The 17,173-nt window shown below is 64.0% G+C and carries 10 protein-coding genes; all 10 read right to left on the reverse strand.

Annotated elements, in window-relative coordinates; translation table 11 throughout:
- Positions 1–476, reverse strand: a 476-nt coding sequence (locus tag QZV93_RS14345) for an MHYT domain-containing protein (RefSeq protein ID WP_295559314.1), incomplete at its 3' end; no start/stop codon positions are given.
- Positions 477–862: 386 nt separating this feature from the next.
- Complete coding sequence (locus QZV93_RS14350; RefSeq protein ID WP_295559315.1) at positions 863–2,224, reverse strand: HlyD family type I secretion periplasmic adaptor subunit; 1,362 nt, start codon at positions 2,222–2,224, stop codon at positions 863–865.
- Between the two features lie 12 nt (positions 2,225–2,236).
- Complete coding sequence (locus tag QZV93_RS14355; protein WP_295559316.1) at positions 2,237–4,021, reverse strand: type I secretion system permease/ATPase; 1,785 nt, start codon at positions 4,019–4,021, stop codon at positions 2,237–2,239.
- A 257-nt stretch (positions 4,022–4,278) separates the two neighbouring features.
- Positions 4,279–5,289, reverse strand: a complete 1,011-nt coding sequence (locus QZV93_RS14360) for a hypothetical protein (protein ID WP_295559317.1) — start codon at positions 5,287–5,289, stop codon at positions 4,279–4,281.
- A gap of 246 nt (positions 5,290–5,535) precedes the next feature.
- On the reverse strand, positions 5,536–11,973 hold the full coding sequence (locus tag QZV93_RS14365; protein ID WP_295559318.1) for a DUF5801 repeats-in-toxin domain-containing protein: 6,438 nt from the start codon (positions 11,971–11,973) through the stop codon (positions 5,536–5,538).
- A 156-nt stretch (positions 11,974–12,129) separates the two neighbouring features.
- Positions 12,130–13,854: a glycosyltransferase family 39 protein gene (locus QZV93_RS14370; protein ID WP_295559319.1), complete on the reverse strand. Its 1,725-nt coding sequence runs from the start codon at positions 13,852–13,854 to the stop codon at positions 12,130–12,132.
- Positions 13,851–14,150, reverse strand: a complete 300-nt coding sequence (locus QZV93_RS14375) for a lipid-A-disaccharide synthase N-terminal domain-containing protein (protein WP_295559320.1) — start codon at positions 14,148–14,150, stop codon at positions 13,851–13,853. Before QZV93_RS14375 ends, QZV93_RS14370 begins: the two co-directional genes overlap by 4 nt.
- Positions 14,147–14,872 carry a glycosyltransferase family 2 protein gene (locus QZV93_RS14380; protein WP_295559321.1) on the reverse strand — a complete coding sequence of 242 codons (726 nt, stop codon included), beginning with the start codon at positions 14,870–14,872 and terminating at the stop codon, positions 14,147–14,149. The genes QZV93_RS14375 and QZV93_RS14380 overlap by 4 nt, the downstream gene beginning before the upstream one ends.
- A 105-nt stretch (positions 14,873–14,977) precedes the next feature.
- Complete coding sequence (locus QZV93_RS14385) at positions 14,978–16,324, reverse strand: HAMP domain-containing sensor histidine kinase (protein ID WP_295559322.1); 1,347 nt, start codon at positions 16,322–16,324, stop codon at positions 14,978–14,980.
- A gap of 3 nt (positions 16,325–16,327) precedes the next feature.
- Positions 16,328–16,981, reverse strand: coding sequence for a response regulator transcription factor (locus QZV93_RS14390; protein WP_295559323.1), 654 nt, complete (start codon positions 16,979–16,981; stop codon positions 16,328–16,330).
- Positions 16,982–17,173 lie beyond the last annotated feature (192 nt).

A 17,173-nucleotide genomic window follows, 5' to 3' on the forward strand; every position in this document is an offset into this window, starting at 1 on the left:
ACGCCGGCCATTGGGGTGACCTGAATCGCCGCCATACCCGTGAAATGCAATCCGACGATGGCCACCACGAAAAGTGCGGGCGCTATATAGACCGAATGGGGGCGTGGCTTGAGAGCCGCCTCACGCAACGCGACTGCGGTGACCCACGCGGCAATCAGCACCGAGGCGAACAGGTAGCCTCGATCCCATTCGACAAAACCTTCGACATGATAGGCTGCCATGCCCGTGTAGTGCATGAAGGCAACGCTCAGACCGACGATGGCGCCGCAAAGCTCCGGCGGGAACTGCGCATCGTCGAGCGCGCCAAGCCCGAAGCCCAGTCCACATCCAACGATGGCAACGAACAGGGAGACCATGGTCAGGATCGGATCGAACACGACCGGAGCCGCCACCTCGTAGGCCAGCATGGCGATGAAATGCGTGCACCAGATCGACGACCCCGCGGCAACCGCCGTCAGGACGCTCCAACCGTGCATCTGAACACCCGAGCGAACGCGGGCCCGGGCAAAAAGTCCGAATGTAACCCACGCTCCAGCAACACAGACAACGGCCGCAAGAGCCACGAGCCAAAGGTTGTGCTCGGTGAAAAGGCACGAGACGACGCGCATTCCTGAAAAACCCCCAAATGAACCTCTTGGGGCTGCACCGCTCGCAACAGTCCTCACGGCCGATCCAGCAGCGCACGCCGAAAAACTGGATCCTGTCTATCAGCAATGTTAAAATAGACGGTAAATACTATAGATGATGACATCCAATTTTTAGCTTCATTATCCGGGAGGTAGCGCAATTAATCCGTCGTCGAATCTTAGACGCGATTAGACGCGCCGATCGGATGCGTTGCGTGCGCACCCAGACGCCGGACCTACCGCTCGCGGAAGGCGCGGGCAAACTGGTCGGTCAGCGGCTTGGTGAAGTAAGTGAGCGCCGTGCGTTCGCCGGTGGTGATGTGCACCTCGGCGGGCATGCCCGGCATCAGCTTGAGATCGCGAAGCTTCTTGAGCCCATCCTCGGTCAAAGCGAGGCGCACGCTGTAGTAGGGAACGCCGCCGGTCATGCCCGGCTCCGCGCCGTGTGGCTGTTCAAGCATGAGGTCTGCCGAGACGCGCGTCACGGTCGCGGTCACGTCGGGCGTCGTGCGCTGGTTGAAGGCCGAGAAGCGCACGTGCGCAAGCTGTCCGACGCTGATCTGGTCGATATCCTGCGGGGCCACCTTGGCGTCGATGACGAGACGGTCGGCGTTTGGCACGATGAGCATGATCTGCTCACTGGGTGCGATCACGCCGCCGACGGTGTGCACGTTGAGTTGATGCACGGTGCCGCTCTGCGGAGCGCGGATCTCGATGCGCCTCAGCTGATCCTCGGCCGCCACCTGCCGCTCGGTGAGCTCCGCCTCGCGTCCCTGCTGGTCGCGTAGCTCCTTGCCCACCTCGGTCTTGAGGTCCTGGCCGAGTTGCAGCACCTGCAGTTCGATCTCCGAGATCTTGCCCTTCGACTGCGCCTTTTGCGCCATGACCTGGGCGATGTCGCCTTCGAGCTCGGCAACTGTCCGCCGTGCCGCCGTCATGCGCGGCGTGCTGACGAGGCTCTTGCCCTCGAGCGTCTCGAGGCCCCTGAGCTCATCCTTGGCGAATACCAGCTGCTTGCGCCGCGACTCGAGCTGACCGGACAGCCCTTCGATCTCTTCGCGAAGCTGGGCGATGCGCTCGTGAAGCTGCGCCTTGAGGCCCTCACGCGCCGTCCGGCGGCTCTCGAACAGGATCGTCTCGCTCCTCATGATCTCGTCAAGAACCGGATCTTTGCTGCGAGCCAGAATGGCCTCGGGGAATGCGATATGATCCAGATCGCTCTGCTCCGATTTGAGACGCGCCTGGCGTACGGCGATCTCATCGAGCTGCTTCGAAACCATTTGCAGGTTGGCGCGCGTGACTGTCTCGTCGAGACGGATGACGACTTGCCCAGCCTCCACGTGCTGACCTTCGGCGACCGAGATGGCACCGATGACGCCGCCCGTCGGGTGTTGCACCTTCTTGACGCTGCTGTCGACAACCACGCTGCCCGACGCCAGCACCGCGCCGGCGATGTCCACGGATGCCGCCCACACGCCAATTCCGCCGACCAGCGTCGCAACCACGGCAATGCCGAACACGACATAGCCTCGCACTTCGCGGAAAGGCGATGCCGGCTTGGCCGAAGGCAGCATGGGCGCGGGCAGGCTCTTGAACATCGCTTTTCTTCCTTAACCGGTAGCAGAAGCGCCGTCGGCCACGATCTTGAGGCCGGGCGGAAGGGCACGCAGGGGTGACGGAGGCGCCGCAGCCGGCGTCGCGGGAGCGGGAACCTGGACGTTCTGCAGCACCGCCTTCAGAACTTCGTCGCGCGGACCGAAGGCCTGAACCTGTCCTTTGGCGAGCGCCAGCACCTTGTCCAGGCCGGCGAGCGCCGATGGGCGATGCGCGACCACGATGACGATGCCGCCACGCTCGCGAACGGCACGGATGGCGCCGGTCAAGGCCATATCGCCCTGCGTGTCGAGATTGGAGTTGGGTTCGTCGAGCACGACCAGGAACGGATCGCCGTAGAGCGCCCGCGCGAGCGCCACGCGCTGACGCTGTCCGGCCGATAGCTTCGTACCGCCCTCACCGATGCGTGTCTGATAGCCGTCCGCCAGATGCACGATCATGTCGTGGATACCGGCCAGCTTGGCGGCCGCGATCACGGCGTCGCTTGACGCTTGCGGATCGAGGCGCGCGATGTTTTCGGCAACGGTCCCGTCGAACAGCTCGATGTCTTGCGGCAGATAGCCGATGTCCCGGCCGATCGCCTCGGGCGCCCACTGGTCGAGCGTCGCGCCGTCGAGCCTCACGCTGCCTCCGCGCGGCAGCGGCGTCCATGCCGCCACGAGCGCGCGGATCAGCGTCGATTTGCCGGCGGCACTCGGACCGATGACGCCGAGACCGTCACCGGCCTCGAGCCTGAACGAGATGTTGGAGATGGCCGGCAGCGTCTCGCCCGGCGGCGCCACCGAGAGATCCTTCACTTCGAGACTTGCCGACGGGCGCGGCAGCGCGGTCGGAACGCCGCGCGCCGGCAGCGCGGCCAGCAACGCATCGAGACGCGCCATGCTCTGGCGCATGCCGACGAAGCCTTTCCAGTTCGAGATGGCGACCTCGATCGGCGCCAGTGCGCGCGAAAGGATGATCGAGCCGGCGATCAGCGAGCCGGCCGACAGTTCGCCCTTGATGGCGAGATACGCGCCGAGCCCCAGGATTCCCGACTGCAGCAGCAGACGCAGAACCTTGGAGACGCTTCCGATGCCGCCGGCAGCATCCGACATGGCGATCTGATCGGTGAGATAGCGCTCGTTCACTTTCTCCCACGTCGAAACCACACGGTTGCCGAGCCCCATCGCCTGCACGACCTCGGCATTCCGTCTCGCGGCTTCGGTGAACGCGTGACGCTGCGAGCTGCTCTTGATCGCGTCCTTGGACGGCGCCTTGGTCTTCATCTCGGTGAGCAGCGCGAGCGCCACCAGAAGAATAGCGGAAGCAATGGCAAAAAGCCCGAGCACGGGATGCAGAAGATAGATGAGCCCGACATAGACCGGCAGCCACGGCATATCGAAAAGCGCCGTGGGCCCGAGGCCGGAGAGAAACGAGCGAACCTGGTCGAGATCGCGCACGGCCTGCAGCGCGTCGAAACCGGCCTTGGTCCTGAGAGGAGCCACGAGGACGGCGTCCATGACGCGCGCACGCAGCTGGCGATCGATGCCGAGGCCGATGCGCGAAAGAACACGCACACGTGCGAAGTCGAGTGCGCCGTAGGCCGCATAGAGCAGCACCAGCAGCAACGTGATGCCGATCAGCGTTGGCACGCTGCGCGATGGCAGCACGCGATCGTAAACCTGAAGCATGTAGAGCGAGCCGGTCAGCACCAGGATGTTGATGATGCCGGAGAAGAGGCCGACGCCGAGAAACGCTTGCCGCGATTTGCCGATCGCCTCTTTAACGCTGGATTGGGACACGTCCGTTCCTTGGAGACCGCATTTGTCGCATTTGCGGGCACTGTGCTCGCGATAGGGACGCGGTTGCACGTGCCGGGCCACGCGCCGTTAATTTCGGCCACCCTCCGGGCGGAACAAGAACAGCGTTAAGCGGGGGTTAAAAAACGTGGTTGATGGCTGCGGGTCATATGCAGGACACCAAAAAACGAGCCCGCCGGATGGGCGGGCTGCGCTTGAACGTGTGCCTTGGGATCTCTCGGGATCGGCACCCGAGCCGATCAGTTGCCGAGACCGATCGTGAGGCGTCCGCCCGCACGCAGCTCCCAGAGGTCGTCATCGCCAACATGGGACACGAAGCCCCCGTCGATGCTGTTGGTAATCAGCTTGGCCGTGGGAACCTTCGAGAAGTAGTCCGCCTCGGCAAACCCCTCGAGCAGCGCCGTCGGCGCGATCTTGAATTTGAGACCGACGCCCAGCAGGCCGCGGAACCCGGCTCCTGAATCGCCGTCCGAGACCGCGGCATCGAAATCCCCGGTCGTATAGGCATCGCCGTACGAGCGGAAGCTGCCGTCGGCGTCATACCCATAGACACCCACGCCACCACGAGCGACGAGCGCAAAGTTGGGGGTCAGCCACGTCTCCGGCTCTGCCGCGATGTAGATGCCGTAGAGCGTTGCATCGACGCTGCTGGTGCGGCCGAAGTCGCAGCAGGCCGTAACGGAGGTCCGCGAGTCCTCTTCGAAGCCGCGAATGAACGGAGCGATGACATACGTCACGGTCGTCGAGGAATCGACCCTGTCATCCCCCTCGAAGCGCAGCGCGCCTTCCCAGGTGGTGCGCTCGACGGTGGTACGGCCCGTCCTGCCGTTGACGCCCAGCACCGTGCCATCGACGGCCGTCAGCGCGATATCGCCCGTCGGGGGAGACGAGGCGCGCGCACTGTCGTCTGTTTCACCGTAGAGGCCGTAAAGCTCGATGCGGTGGAAGAAGTTGAACAGATAAGGCGCGCCCGTATCGACACCGATCGAGCCGCCGATGAAATAGCCATCCTCTGGCGACAGCGTCTTGTCGGTGATGACTTCATTGCCCGCGAGCGGAAGGGTAATCAGCGAAGGGCTCGTTCCGAAGCCGACGATATCCGGTCCGGACTGATGCAGATAGCCGCCTTCGATCGAAACGATGATACCCTGCGTTGCGGGAGCCTTGCCCATGTCGGCGTTGGCAGCCTGGGGCGCGATCAACACCCCGGCGACCGCGATACACGCCAACGCGCTGCGCTGTCTCGTCATCAAGAATCCCCCGCTGCAGCCTCGGCTGCGCTCCGCTTCGAACCGATCTATAGAGCCATGACGGTCCGGCCCGCATAAATCAGCGGCAAGTATCCCCAAGCAATGAGTGATTCTGGATTGATTCGCGAGCACCCAGCGGCCGATTCGCCACACGCAAGGCTGAAGCATTCCGCGGTGGACTGGCGGACGCAGGACAGTCCGCCAAAGGAGGACGGGCGGGGCTTTTGGCCCCGCCCGTCGCGCTGTCTAGATGACGAAAAAGTCTGATGCGTCAACCGTTCCGGTGATCCCGGTGATGGTCGCGATATGCACGCGGCCGCCGGCGCCGCTGCCGTTCGGATCGTAGTAGAGCGCGCCTGTGTCCGTCTCGAAGATGATGAACTGCGTCGCAGTTGCGGCATTGCCGCTCGTGTTGGCGACGAAGTTCGCAGCCGACAGCGCTCCCGGCGACAGGGCCGAGAAGATCGCGCTGTCGAGCCAGATCATGTCCTGACCGCCCGCCGGATCGGCATCGAACCCGCTGATGTTGTCGATGTTAGTGGTCGGCGGCGTATCGTCGGGCGTCGTGTTGAACAGGAACACGTCGTTGCCGGCTCCGCCGGCGAGCGTATCGTTGCCGAGGCCGCCCGCGAGCAGGTCGTTGCCGGCGCCGCCGTTCAGCACGTCATCACCGCCGTTGCCGATCAGGACGTCGTCACCCTCGTAGCCATTGAGGGTATTCGAGCTGTCGTTGTCGAGCAGGATGTTGTTGAGGCCGTTGCCGTTGAGCGGATCGGTGTTGGACCCGAGACGCGTGATCGTCACCACGCCGGTGTCGGTCAGACCGTTGGCCGTGCCGGTGTAGGTGAACGAGCCGCCGTCGTCGGCGCCGTTGCTTTCCTCGGCGAACGTGACGGTGGTCGTTCCATTCGAGACCGATCCGTCCGATGCACCGCTGACGCCGGTGATACCGATCGAATGGCCGTCCGGATCGGTGTCGTTCCAGAGCAGCGCGTACTTCGGAATGACGATCTGATCCAGACCCGACTGCGTCGGCGTGTTGGTGATGATCGCATCGTCGCGGACAATCGGTGCCCGATCGCCGTTGTCGATGTTCACGGTCAGCGTCGAGCTCGACGTATCGCCGTCGTTGTCGCGCAGAGTGTAGCCGAACGTCTCCGTCTGGTCGGAGGTGATCGACGCCGGGCCGGTATAGGTATAGGCGCCCGTGTCGAGATCGACGATCAGCTTGCCGCCGAGGCCGGTCGTGATCGTGATCACGTTGGTCGGATCGTCGAACGTGTGCGTCGCCGTGCCCGCGCCCGTCACCGTGATCGTGTTCGTGCCATTGAACGTGAACGAGCGCCCGCCGATCGAGATCACCTGCACGTAGCCGCCGTCCGCACCGAAACCGCCGCCGGCGATTTCGGTCGCGAGATTGCCGGTCGCAGTGACTGCGTTCACGGTTCCGACCAGCGTCGCGGTGAGCTGCGACATGTCCGTCACCACCAGCGAGGCGATCTGATCGCCCGTTACGCCGTTGAAGGCCACCGGATCGAGCGCACTCGTCGTGACACCCGTTCCCGCGCCGAGCGCATAGGCCACCACGTCGTTGGTGGTCAGGAAGTTCTCCCAAACCGCCTGTTCGCCCGCATCGATGCCGGCGCTTCCAGATGGCTGGTTGGGCTGGCCGTCGGAAACGAAGTAGGCGACGTTCTGCGCCCCTGCGATGCTGCCCGACGAGCTGAAAGCCGCCACCGCATCCGATAGGGTTTCGTCGTAGTTCGTCAAACCGCCCGCCGTCAGCGCCAGCACCGCGGCCTTTGCCGCAGAAACGCTCATCCAGGAGGCCCCGATCGGCGACGCGTTGGACGAGAAGGTGACGATGCGAACGCTGACATCGCCCATGTTGTCGTACTGCTCGAGCAGTTCGACCACAGACGCCTTGAGCACGTCGAGACGCGTGAGCCCCGTCAGGCCGGACGGATCGTCCATGCTGCCGGACACGTCGAGCAGCAGCATGATGTTGCTGTCGATGGCACCGGCTTCGTCGACGTTCTTCACGATCGCACGCGCCACCGGGCTGTCGTCGTCGATGTTCACCGAGAGCGTGCCCAAAGCGAAATCGCCGTTCGAGTCGTTCACCCGATAGGTGATGTTGAGGACGGTATTGTCCTCCGTGTTCGCCGTCGGATGATCGATCGGTTTCAGCAAGGTGTAGGTGTAGGCACCGTTCGTCGTAGTGAGGGATACCGTGAACACCGCAGTCGCCGCAGCCGTGGCCGCGCTCGTCACATTGGTCGAAGCGTAGAGAACGTTCGCCGCGCCGTCCCAGTAGTACATCACCGCGGCTCCGCCCGAGGTCACGCCGGCGGCGGTATTGTGCACCGGCGAGAAATTGATCGGATCGGAGCTTGCCGGCGTCGAGGGACCGTCGGTGCCGAAGCTGAACGGCAACGTGCCGAGGACCGTGACCACCGCGTCCGCCACATCGTCCGGGCCGCCCGCGAGGCCGCCCGGAAGGCCGTCTTCGTCCACCGCGATCGATGCCGTCCCCGCCGTCGGCAGCGAGTTCGTCTGCACGCTCTGCAGTGTCACCGTGGCCGTCGACGAATCGCCGTCGCGATCGGTGATCGTGTACGTGATGCTGCCGGCGCCGTTGAAGCCGGCCGTCGGCGTGAACGTGAACGTGCCGTTGTTGTTGTAGACCGCCGTGCCGCCGACGACGGCCCCCACGACCACCGAGTTCGGACGCGCGTTGGTGATGTCGACGCCGTCGGCGCCGAACGTGTCGTTGCCGAGCATCCCCGGAATGACCGTGACGCCCGTGATCGTCGGCGCGTAGGTGTCGTTGACGGCAACAGGCGCGTCATCCTTGAACGAGATGGCCAGACCGAGATCGACCGAAGCCGTCTGCCAATCCCAATCCCGATCGACGATCTCCGCCGTGAGCTGCACGAGACCCGCCGGCAGCGAGACCTCCTGATCGGGACCGGTGTTCGGTGTGTGCACGATCGCGCGCTGCTGATCGAGCGTCACCACGCCGGCGGTATTGACACTGATGATGAAGGAGATGGCGCCAGCCGCCCCGCCGACGCGGCCGACAACGTTGCCTGCCTCGATGAACAGGAGAATGTTCTGACCGGTCGCGGTGTCGTCCAATCCGGAATCGGCACCGCTGGTGCTGAGACCGAGCGTATAGTTGAGCTGGTTGGCGCCGTCCGCCCCGTAGTTGCCCGTGAACAACCCCGAGAAGTTCGTCGAAGCATTCGTTGCCAGGTTGGTTTCGTCGACCTGCAGGCTGTCGGCCTGCGCCGGCGTCGCCGTGATCGTCGGGTCGTCATCCTTGAACGAGATGGCGTGGCCCAGATTGACAGTCGCCGACTGCGAATCCCCGTCCTTGTCCGTGATCGTCGCCGTCAGCCGGATGAGATCGGCGGCGGAGAGCGACACGGCCTGGTCCGGCCACAGGTTCGGCAGATGCACCATCGGACGCTGCTGGTCGAGCGTCACCTCACCGGTGGTCGAGTTGACGCTGACCCTGAACGAGATCGGCCCCGCAGGACCGCCGACGCGGCCAACCACGGCGCCCGCTTCCACGTAAAGCAGAATGTTCTGGTCCGTGAACGTATCGACAAGACCGGAGTTGGCACCAGGCGCACTGACGCTAAGCGCATAGGCAAGCGTGCCGGCACCGTCCGCACCGAAGCTGCTCGTGAAAAGGCCGGAGAAATTCGTCGTGGTGTCAACGGCCAGGAACGTCTCGTCGACCTCGAGGCTGGCCGGCGTCGCCGCCGCCGCCGAGATGGTCGGTGCGTCGTCCTTGAAGGAGATCGCATTGCCGAGGTTCACCGTCGCCGAAGCCGTGTCGCCGTCGGCATCGGTGATGGTCGCCGTGAGCTGCACGAGGTTGGCCGCGCCGAGCGAGGTCTCCTGATCGGGACCCGAGTTCGGCGTGTGCATGATGGCGCGCTGCTGGTCGAGTGTCACCACGCCCGTCGCCGCATTCACGCCGACCACGAACGAGACCGCCCCGAGGGAGCTGCCCACGCGGCCGACCACCTGGCCGCCCTCCAGGAACAGGAAGATGCTGGAGCCGGTGGCCGAGTCGTCGAGACCACTGTCCACGCCGGATGCACTGACGTCGAGCGCATAGGCGATGGAGCCGGCGCCATCGGCGCCGAAGATCGGCGTGAACAAGCCCGCGAAATTCGCCGTCGCATCGGTAGCCAGGATCGTCTCATCGACCTGAAGCGTGTCGTTACCGGCGAGTGCAGCCGAGATGGTCGGCACGTCGTCGATCACGCGCACGATGAGCGACGAGGCCGCGCTGCTGCCGTCGACATCGGTCAGGCTGACCGCGACACTGTCGAAGACGTCGTTCTCGCCGTTGTTGCCCGGACCGTGAGCGAGCGTATTGTCGAGCAGCGTATAGCTGTAGCCGACCACGCCGTTCACCAGATCGATCGACGTGATGGTGAGATTACCGTACGTCATCGCTATGACGACCGGCGTAGCAGCCGGAACGCCCGCCGTGACGATGTTGACGGTGCCGATGATGAGGTCGCCGTACCCGTCCGGAGCCGAGATGTTGAAGGTGCCGGTCTGCGTCAGCGCCGCAGCGTTGGGTGCCGTGCCGTCCGCCAGGTTCTCCTCGTTGACCACCTCGTCGCCGCCCGCGGCGCCGATGCCGCGGATCGTGACGCCGTCGTCGGTGCCGAAGATCGTAATGGTGAGGCTGGAGGGCGTGGTCGCCGTGCCGTCGGTAGCACTGTAGCTCACGGTCTCCGTCAGCGTATCGCCGGCAGAAAGACCTTGCACGGCCGCATAGGCCGCCGCGTTCTCAGCCAGGGTGTACAGGGTGTAGGTGTACGTTCCGTTCGAATTGAGCGTGTACTTGCCGTAGGTGCCGTTGATCGACGATCCGACGTTGGCGCCCGATCCATTCACGGCGCTGACCGTCAGCGCATCGCCATCGACGTCGGTGTCGGCGTTATCGCCGAACGTGCCCGACGGCGCGCCGGGGTGAGAGAGCGTCTGCAGCACGTTGCCCGAAGCCGCGAGCGCAGTGTCCTCCTGCACCCAGTTGGTGTCCGCGACCGCCGCCGGAGCATCGTTGGTGCCGAAGATCGTGATGGAGAGCGTCGCCGTGGAGGTGCCGCCGTTGCCGTCGCTCACGGTGTACGAGAAGGTATCGCTCTCCGTATCGCCCACGCCGAGCGCCTGCACGGCAGGGTGCGCATTGTTGAGTGTATAGGTGTAGCTGCCGTCCGCGTTGAGAACGAGCGTACCCAAGCTCAGAATGTACGTGCCGGGGTTCGCGACAGAAAGTGCATCGCCATCGACGTCGGTGTCGGCGCTATCGCCGAACGCGCCCGACGGCGCGCCGGGGTGAGAGAGCGTCTGCAGCACGTTGCCCGAAGCCGCGAGCGCAGTGTCCTCCTGCACCCAGTTGGTGTCCGCGACCGCCGCCGGAGCATCGTTGGTGCCGAAGATCGTGATGGAGAGCGTTGCGGTCGCGGTCGTCGTACCGTCGCTGGCGCCGTATCCGATGCTCTCCGTCAGCGTGTCGCCGTCGCCCAGCGCCTGCACGGCAGCATAGGCGGCCGCATTCTCGGCCTGAGTGTAGAGAGTGTAGGTATAGCTGCCGTCGGTATTCAGCGTGTACTTACCGTAGGTGCCGTTGATCGAAACGCCGACGTTGGCGCTGGATCCGTTCACTTCGCTGACGTCGAGCGTATCGCTCGCGTCCACATCCGTATCGGCCACGTCGCCGAATGCGCCAAACGGCCCCGAGTGATCGAGAGTCAGCAGCACGTTGCCCGACGCGACCGGGTTCGTATCCTCGGCCACCCAGTTCGTATCCGCCACCGCGACTGGAGCATCCTCGGTGCCCCAGATCGTGATCGTGATGACCTCGGTATCGTTGTTGTTGGCGGTGCCGGAGTCATCCGTCACCTTGACAGTGAAGCTCAGCGTGATGCTCTCGCCCGCATCCAGGAACTGCACGAGGCTGTTCGGAATCGAGTAGTCCCACGTGCCGGACTTGGTCACCGTGTTGACGTTGATCGAGAAGCCCGCCTCGAGCGCGGCGGCGATGGCGGAGATGTTGCCACCCGTCGACCAGGTCGCGTCGCCATTGTAGGTGCTCGAAACCGTGTGCGCGTCGAGCGTGTCGACGTCGGAGAAATTCAGAAAACCGCTGTCTGTGAGGTTCGGATTGGTCGCGTCCTCGGTAACGCTGCCGCTCGTGTCGGCGACGATCACCGGCGCATCGTTGGTGCCGACCAGCTTGATGGTGACGACGGACGTCGTCGTGTTGCCGGCAAAATCCTTGAGCTTAATCGTATAGTTCTGGGTGATGACCTGGCCGGCGCGAAGGTGATCGATGGCGCCGTCCTTGATCGTGAAGGTCCAATTGACCGTGTCGGCAACCTGGTTCACGACCGCCGAGAACGAGCCGAGAAAGCCGCCGGAAGCCGGAGTGACCGTCACCGTGTGCGTGTCGCCGGGGCTATCGCTGAATTGCAGCACGCCCGACTTCACGTGATTGTACGTCAGCTCGTTGGGATCCTTGTCAGGAAGCTCCACAACCGAGTCGATTTGATTTTTGAGGAGGAACGAGGGCGCGACTTTCGCGCAAATCTGCGCAAACGAAAGGACTTTCGGCTTGACCTTGACCTTAACTTTTTTCTTCCGTGCCACGATCCACTCCACCGCAGGTGTTGGCAGCCTCGGGTCGAGTACGGTGACGAACGAGACTGCTGGATTGACTGAGCAAAATCTGCTCTGTTGCGGCACAGTTTTTCATCAATGATAAAGCAGGCCAATCTGATTGCTTATTCACCATTAAAGCATGTTTCATTTGAAAACACCGGCCCCGGAAAACATCGCGCCATGCTCTGCTCTGCGGCCTTCGTTCTCTTCGTAATTTTTCGTTGTACAGGTATCCGGGAATTGACCGGGTGCGATGAGAGCGCTCTTGTGCGCGAGCACCGAGATCATTTCCGCGTCACGGTACTTGCGCTCTAATAGCGCTGTCGTGCTCCCGGAATCGCGCTTTGCTCCCTCCGCACGGATCCGCGTGCGAACGATCGCAATGCCGTCCGGATGCGCCGCGAGCCAGCATGCGATGCGATCCTCCGGCACATGTTGGACAGGGCGTTTCAATCGCGCGAGAAAGCCAAACTCGCCGCGTGTTTCCTGCGCCACCGCAATCGGGCGCTTTCCGAATTCCTGCACGATATCCGCCACCGGCTGCAGATCGAAAAGCTGCCCGATGGCCGTCCTTGACTGCAAGGCAAGCCCCGAAAGAAAAATGAGGTTAGCGGCGGCAAGCCCCATGAGCGACGCTTCGAGGGACCGGCCGACCAACGTCAACGCCCCCATCACCAGAGCACCGACGAGCAGCACGAGCGGAAGCTTGAGTTGCGAGATCACGAACACCAGCGAGCTGTTGTTGGGTATGAGCCAGCTTGGCGCCAGGATCACCGCGGCTAACCCGCACGACGCCAGGCCCACGAGGATCAGGAGCGGCAGACGATCCGCGGTCGAAAGGCCGAGCGCCGCTCCTCTCAACCCGAGAGACGCCAGCAGCGCAACGGCCGGCACGAGCGGCAGCAGATAGTGCAGCTGCTTGCCGCTCACGAGGCTCAAGGCGGCAAAGCCGGGAACAATCCAGCACGTGAGGAAAACGAACGCCTCGGAGTTTGCGCCGAACCGCTGGCGTAACCCCGCCCACACGGGCCGCCACAGCAACAAGGGAACGAAATAGAGGACGATGATCGGAACGTAGAACCAGAATGGCCGCGCATGAGCGAAGGACGACGTCACACGCCCGGCGGATTGTTTCCAGAACAGCATCTCCGCGTAGTCGTGGCCACCGAGATACGCTGCGGAAAGCGCCCACGCCAACGCGAGACCGAGACCCAGGCTCAGAGCCAGTGCAATGCGCAGAATCCATCCGCGCCGGACCGCAGGATCGGCCCAATGGCGCGCCAGCAGCGCCGCAGGAAGCGTGAACAGCAGCGCCACCGGCCCTTTGGCCAGCACGCCGAGCCCGATGCAAATCCCATAGAGCACGAATGCGGATCGCGCTCCGCTCCGCCCCGCGATCCAGAGCGCCAGCATGGCCGCCGACACGGTCGCCGTCAGCAGCATGTCGAACATGATCGAAAAGCCGAGCGTGACGAAGAGCGGAAGACTGAGCAGCATCAGAACGCTCGCGGCGGGTTGCCCGGGCTCCGCACCCGGCGCGAGGCGCCTGTCGAGACTATTGACCGACAGCAGGACGCACACCATCGAGAGCGCACCCGCCAGCCGTGCAGGCCAAACCGCAACCCCGAACAGCGACCAGCCCGCGTTGATCAGCCAGAAGAGCAGCGGCGGCTTGTGCGAATAGGGCTCGAAGTTGAGCGTCGGCAGGATCCAGCTGCCCGTGGTCCGCATCTCCCACGCCACGGTGAGATATCGCGTTTCGTCGACGGGAAAAGCAGGGAGCGCCACGACGGCGGCACAGAGCGCGATCAATGCCGCCGCCATCACAGCGACGGGCGCCCACGCGCGCACGGATTGAAGGGCTTTCAAGTGGTCGGACTCGCCGGTGACATCGCCCGCACGCGCCGTCCCGAGACGAAGTAAAGGTTGCGGCAGTAGACGAACAGCCCCGTTGCCTGCCCGATGATGAAGATTGGATCTTCGCGCCAAAGCGCATACGCGAGCAGGACAATCCCCCCCGAGAGGCTGAAATACCAGAACGAGATCGGAATGACGGACTGCCGCTCGCGCTCACTCGCCAGCCACTGCACGAAGAAACGCATGAAGAAAAGCGTCTGCCCCAGAAATCCGATGCAAAGCCAGACCGTCTCGCCCGAGCCTCTCATGGCACGTCCTCCATCTCCACGGGCCCGATCTGCCGCTTGAGCAGCCAGCGAACTCCAATGAGATCGTGAACGCCGACCCACAGCCGATCCCACAAGCCGTACTTCGAACGCCCGGCCTGGCGCGGGCGGTGATGAACGTCCACGAGCGCGACGGCGACGCCGGACGCCTTCATCATCGCCGGGATGAAACGATGGATGTGGTCGAAGAACGGCAGCGCGAGAAAATCTTCGCGGCGGAACAGCTTCAGGCTGCATCCGGTGTCGCGAACGTTGTCGTGCAGCACACCTGCCCGCACGCCGTTTGCAATTCTCGATGAAAGCCGGCGCAGAAGTGTGTCCTCGCGGCGCAGCCGTTGCCCCGCCACGATCAGGCGCGGACCACAAGCTTGCCGCACCGCATAGACATCGAAGAGCTTGCCGAAGTCGGCCGGATCGTTCTGGCCGTCGGCATCGAGCGTGAGGATGAGATCTTGCGAGGCAGCGCGGATGCCGCTGAGAAGGGCTTGGCTTTGACCCTTCCTGCAGCCGTGACGAACGATCCGGAGCGTCGCGTCGTCCGCCCACGCCACCCTTGCGCGCGCGGCGGTATCGTCCGTGCTCCCGTCGTCGACGACGACCACCTCCCGGATGGGCAAATGGCCGAGCTGGCCGCGGATCTCCCGCAGAAGCGGGCCGATGCTTTCCGCCTCGTTATAGGCGGGCAAAACGATGGTCGCGAACATGGCGTGTTCCCTATCGGCCATAGGCCTTCGGAAACCTTCCGCCTCGAACCTGAAAATAACCTGACACCAGGGCGAAACCGCCGTCGCGGCCTCAAGACGGGCGGCTCAGACGGCACCGGGAAAGCTGAGCATAACCTCGAAGCCATCGGCACGGCCCCGGGCCGGTGAATGGAGCATGACCGCCCCGCCAGCCTGCCGCATGATGGTATCGACGATGGCAAGCCCGAGCCCGCTACCCGAGCCGCGCGCCTCGCCCCGGCGGAACCGGTCCTTGAGCGCCCGCAGCATGTCATCCGGCACCACCGAGCACCCGTTGATCACGCTGACAGTGTGGTCGCTCCCGACACGAACATCGATCGGCTCGGCCGGGCTGCCATGGCTGACGGCATTCTCGATGGCGTTGCGGAGGACGATCGCCAGCGCATCCTGATCCATGGCGACCCAGCAGCTCTCCTCGTTCGGCACCTCGAGATTGAGACGCGGTCCCACATCCGGACGCCGGCCGTAGTCGTCCATGACCAGCGTGACGATGCCGACGAGATCGCTACGGTCGCGCGCACGGCCAAGTCCGGCATCCGCGCGCGACATCTGCAGAAGCCTTTCGATGCGCCGCCCGAGTTGGCCAAGTTGTGATGCGATGTTTTCTGTCCGCACCTGCTCCGGCGTGCCCATCAGCTTGCCGGACAGCACCTGAATTTGCGCACGCGCCGAGGCAATGGGGTTACGCAGTTCGTGAGCCGCATTGGCGGCGAACGCCCGCTCGGCTTCAAGCGCCTCTTTGAGCCGCGCCATGAGCGTGTTGATGGACACGATAACCGGCGCGAGCTCGCCGGGAAGCCCCGCCCCGTCGATCGGCTCGAGATGGTCACCGCCGCGCGCCTCGAGCTCCGAGGAGACCGAGAGAATGGGCTCGGTAGCGCGGCCGACGACCTTCCACACCGCCAGCGCCGCGATCGGCAGCAGGGCGAGCAGGGGAGAGGCAAGCGCGAGCCAGATTCCGAACGCGGCCTCCCGGCGCTCGTGCAGTTCCTGCGCGACCTCGATCCACACATTCTCTTTGGTGAGATAGCGAGCGTAGTACCGAAACGCGCCCACGTTGCGAAATCCGTTCGCTTTCGGCTTCGGCAGTTGCTCGCTCGGCGCCCCCTGCGACGCGACGAGAAGCACACCGCCACGATCGCGAAGCAGAAAATGCACATGACCGCGACGCGTGTTCAGCGACGCCAGCTCCTGCTCCGGAGCAAGCGTCGTCTGGGCCGACTTCTTGAGCTGATACTCGTGCAACGCAATGGGGACGATCTGCGCCGTCGTTTCACGCAGCGCACTGTCGAACACCTCGTTCACCTCATGATGGACCACCAGCCCGGCGATCACGACACCGGCGATCCACAGCACGGCGACCTGCCCCAAGAGCGATCCGATCAACCGGCTCCTGATCGTCCACTGCGCCATGTGTCAGCGATCCATGCGGTATCCGAGGCCGCGCAGCGTCCGAATGGCATCGCTGCCGAGCTTCTTGCGCAGGCGGCTGACATAAACCTCGACGGCATTGCTTTCGATCTCGGCGCCGAAAGCGTAGAGCACCTCTTCCAGCCGGCTCTTGGGCACGATGGTGCCCACACGATGCACGAGACACTCGATCAATGCCCACTCGCGGGCGGTCAAAAGGACTTCCTCGTCCCCGCGCCAAACCTTGCGCGTCGTGAGGTCGACCGAAAGGGATCCGATCGTCTGCCGTGGGGCCGGCATCGCGATCGCCCGGCGCTGTACGGCCTGGATCCGCGCCGACAGCTCCTCGAGATCGAACGGCTTCACCACATAGTCATCCGCTCCCGCATTGAGCCCTTCGACACGATGGCGAACCTGGTCGCGCGCCGTGATGACGATTACGGGCAATTGCTGGCTCGATGTCCGCACCTGGCGCACGAGGTCGATGCCGTCTCCGTCGGGAAGATTGAGATCCAGGAGCAGGAGATCGTAGGAGACGGTGCGCATCGCCTCCGCGCCGTCCTCGAAAGACTGCAGCCAGTCGACCGCGTGCGCACGCTTGAGGTGCGTGGCCACGGCCTCTCCGAGCAGCGGCTCATCCTCGATCAGCAGAATTCTCATTTGCATCGCATTGTTTAGCCTCAACCGATCAGGTGAAGCTGACAACAAGCTGAATGCAGCGCACTTTTGTCCAAAAGGCGGCACCCGAAGCCGCGAACTGATTAATGCCGCGCGTGGCGGAGCGGACGGGAGCGCGTTCAAACTTCAGCCCGCGGGGCTCGGGAGCAAGACGACCCGGCGGGTCATGGCGAA

The organism is uncultured Hyphomicrobium sp. (assembly GCF_902826555.1).
Lineage (GTDB): Bacteria > Pseudomonadota > Alphaproteobacteria > Rhizobiales > Hyphomicrobiaceae > Hyphomicrobium_C.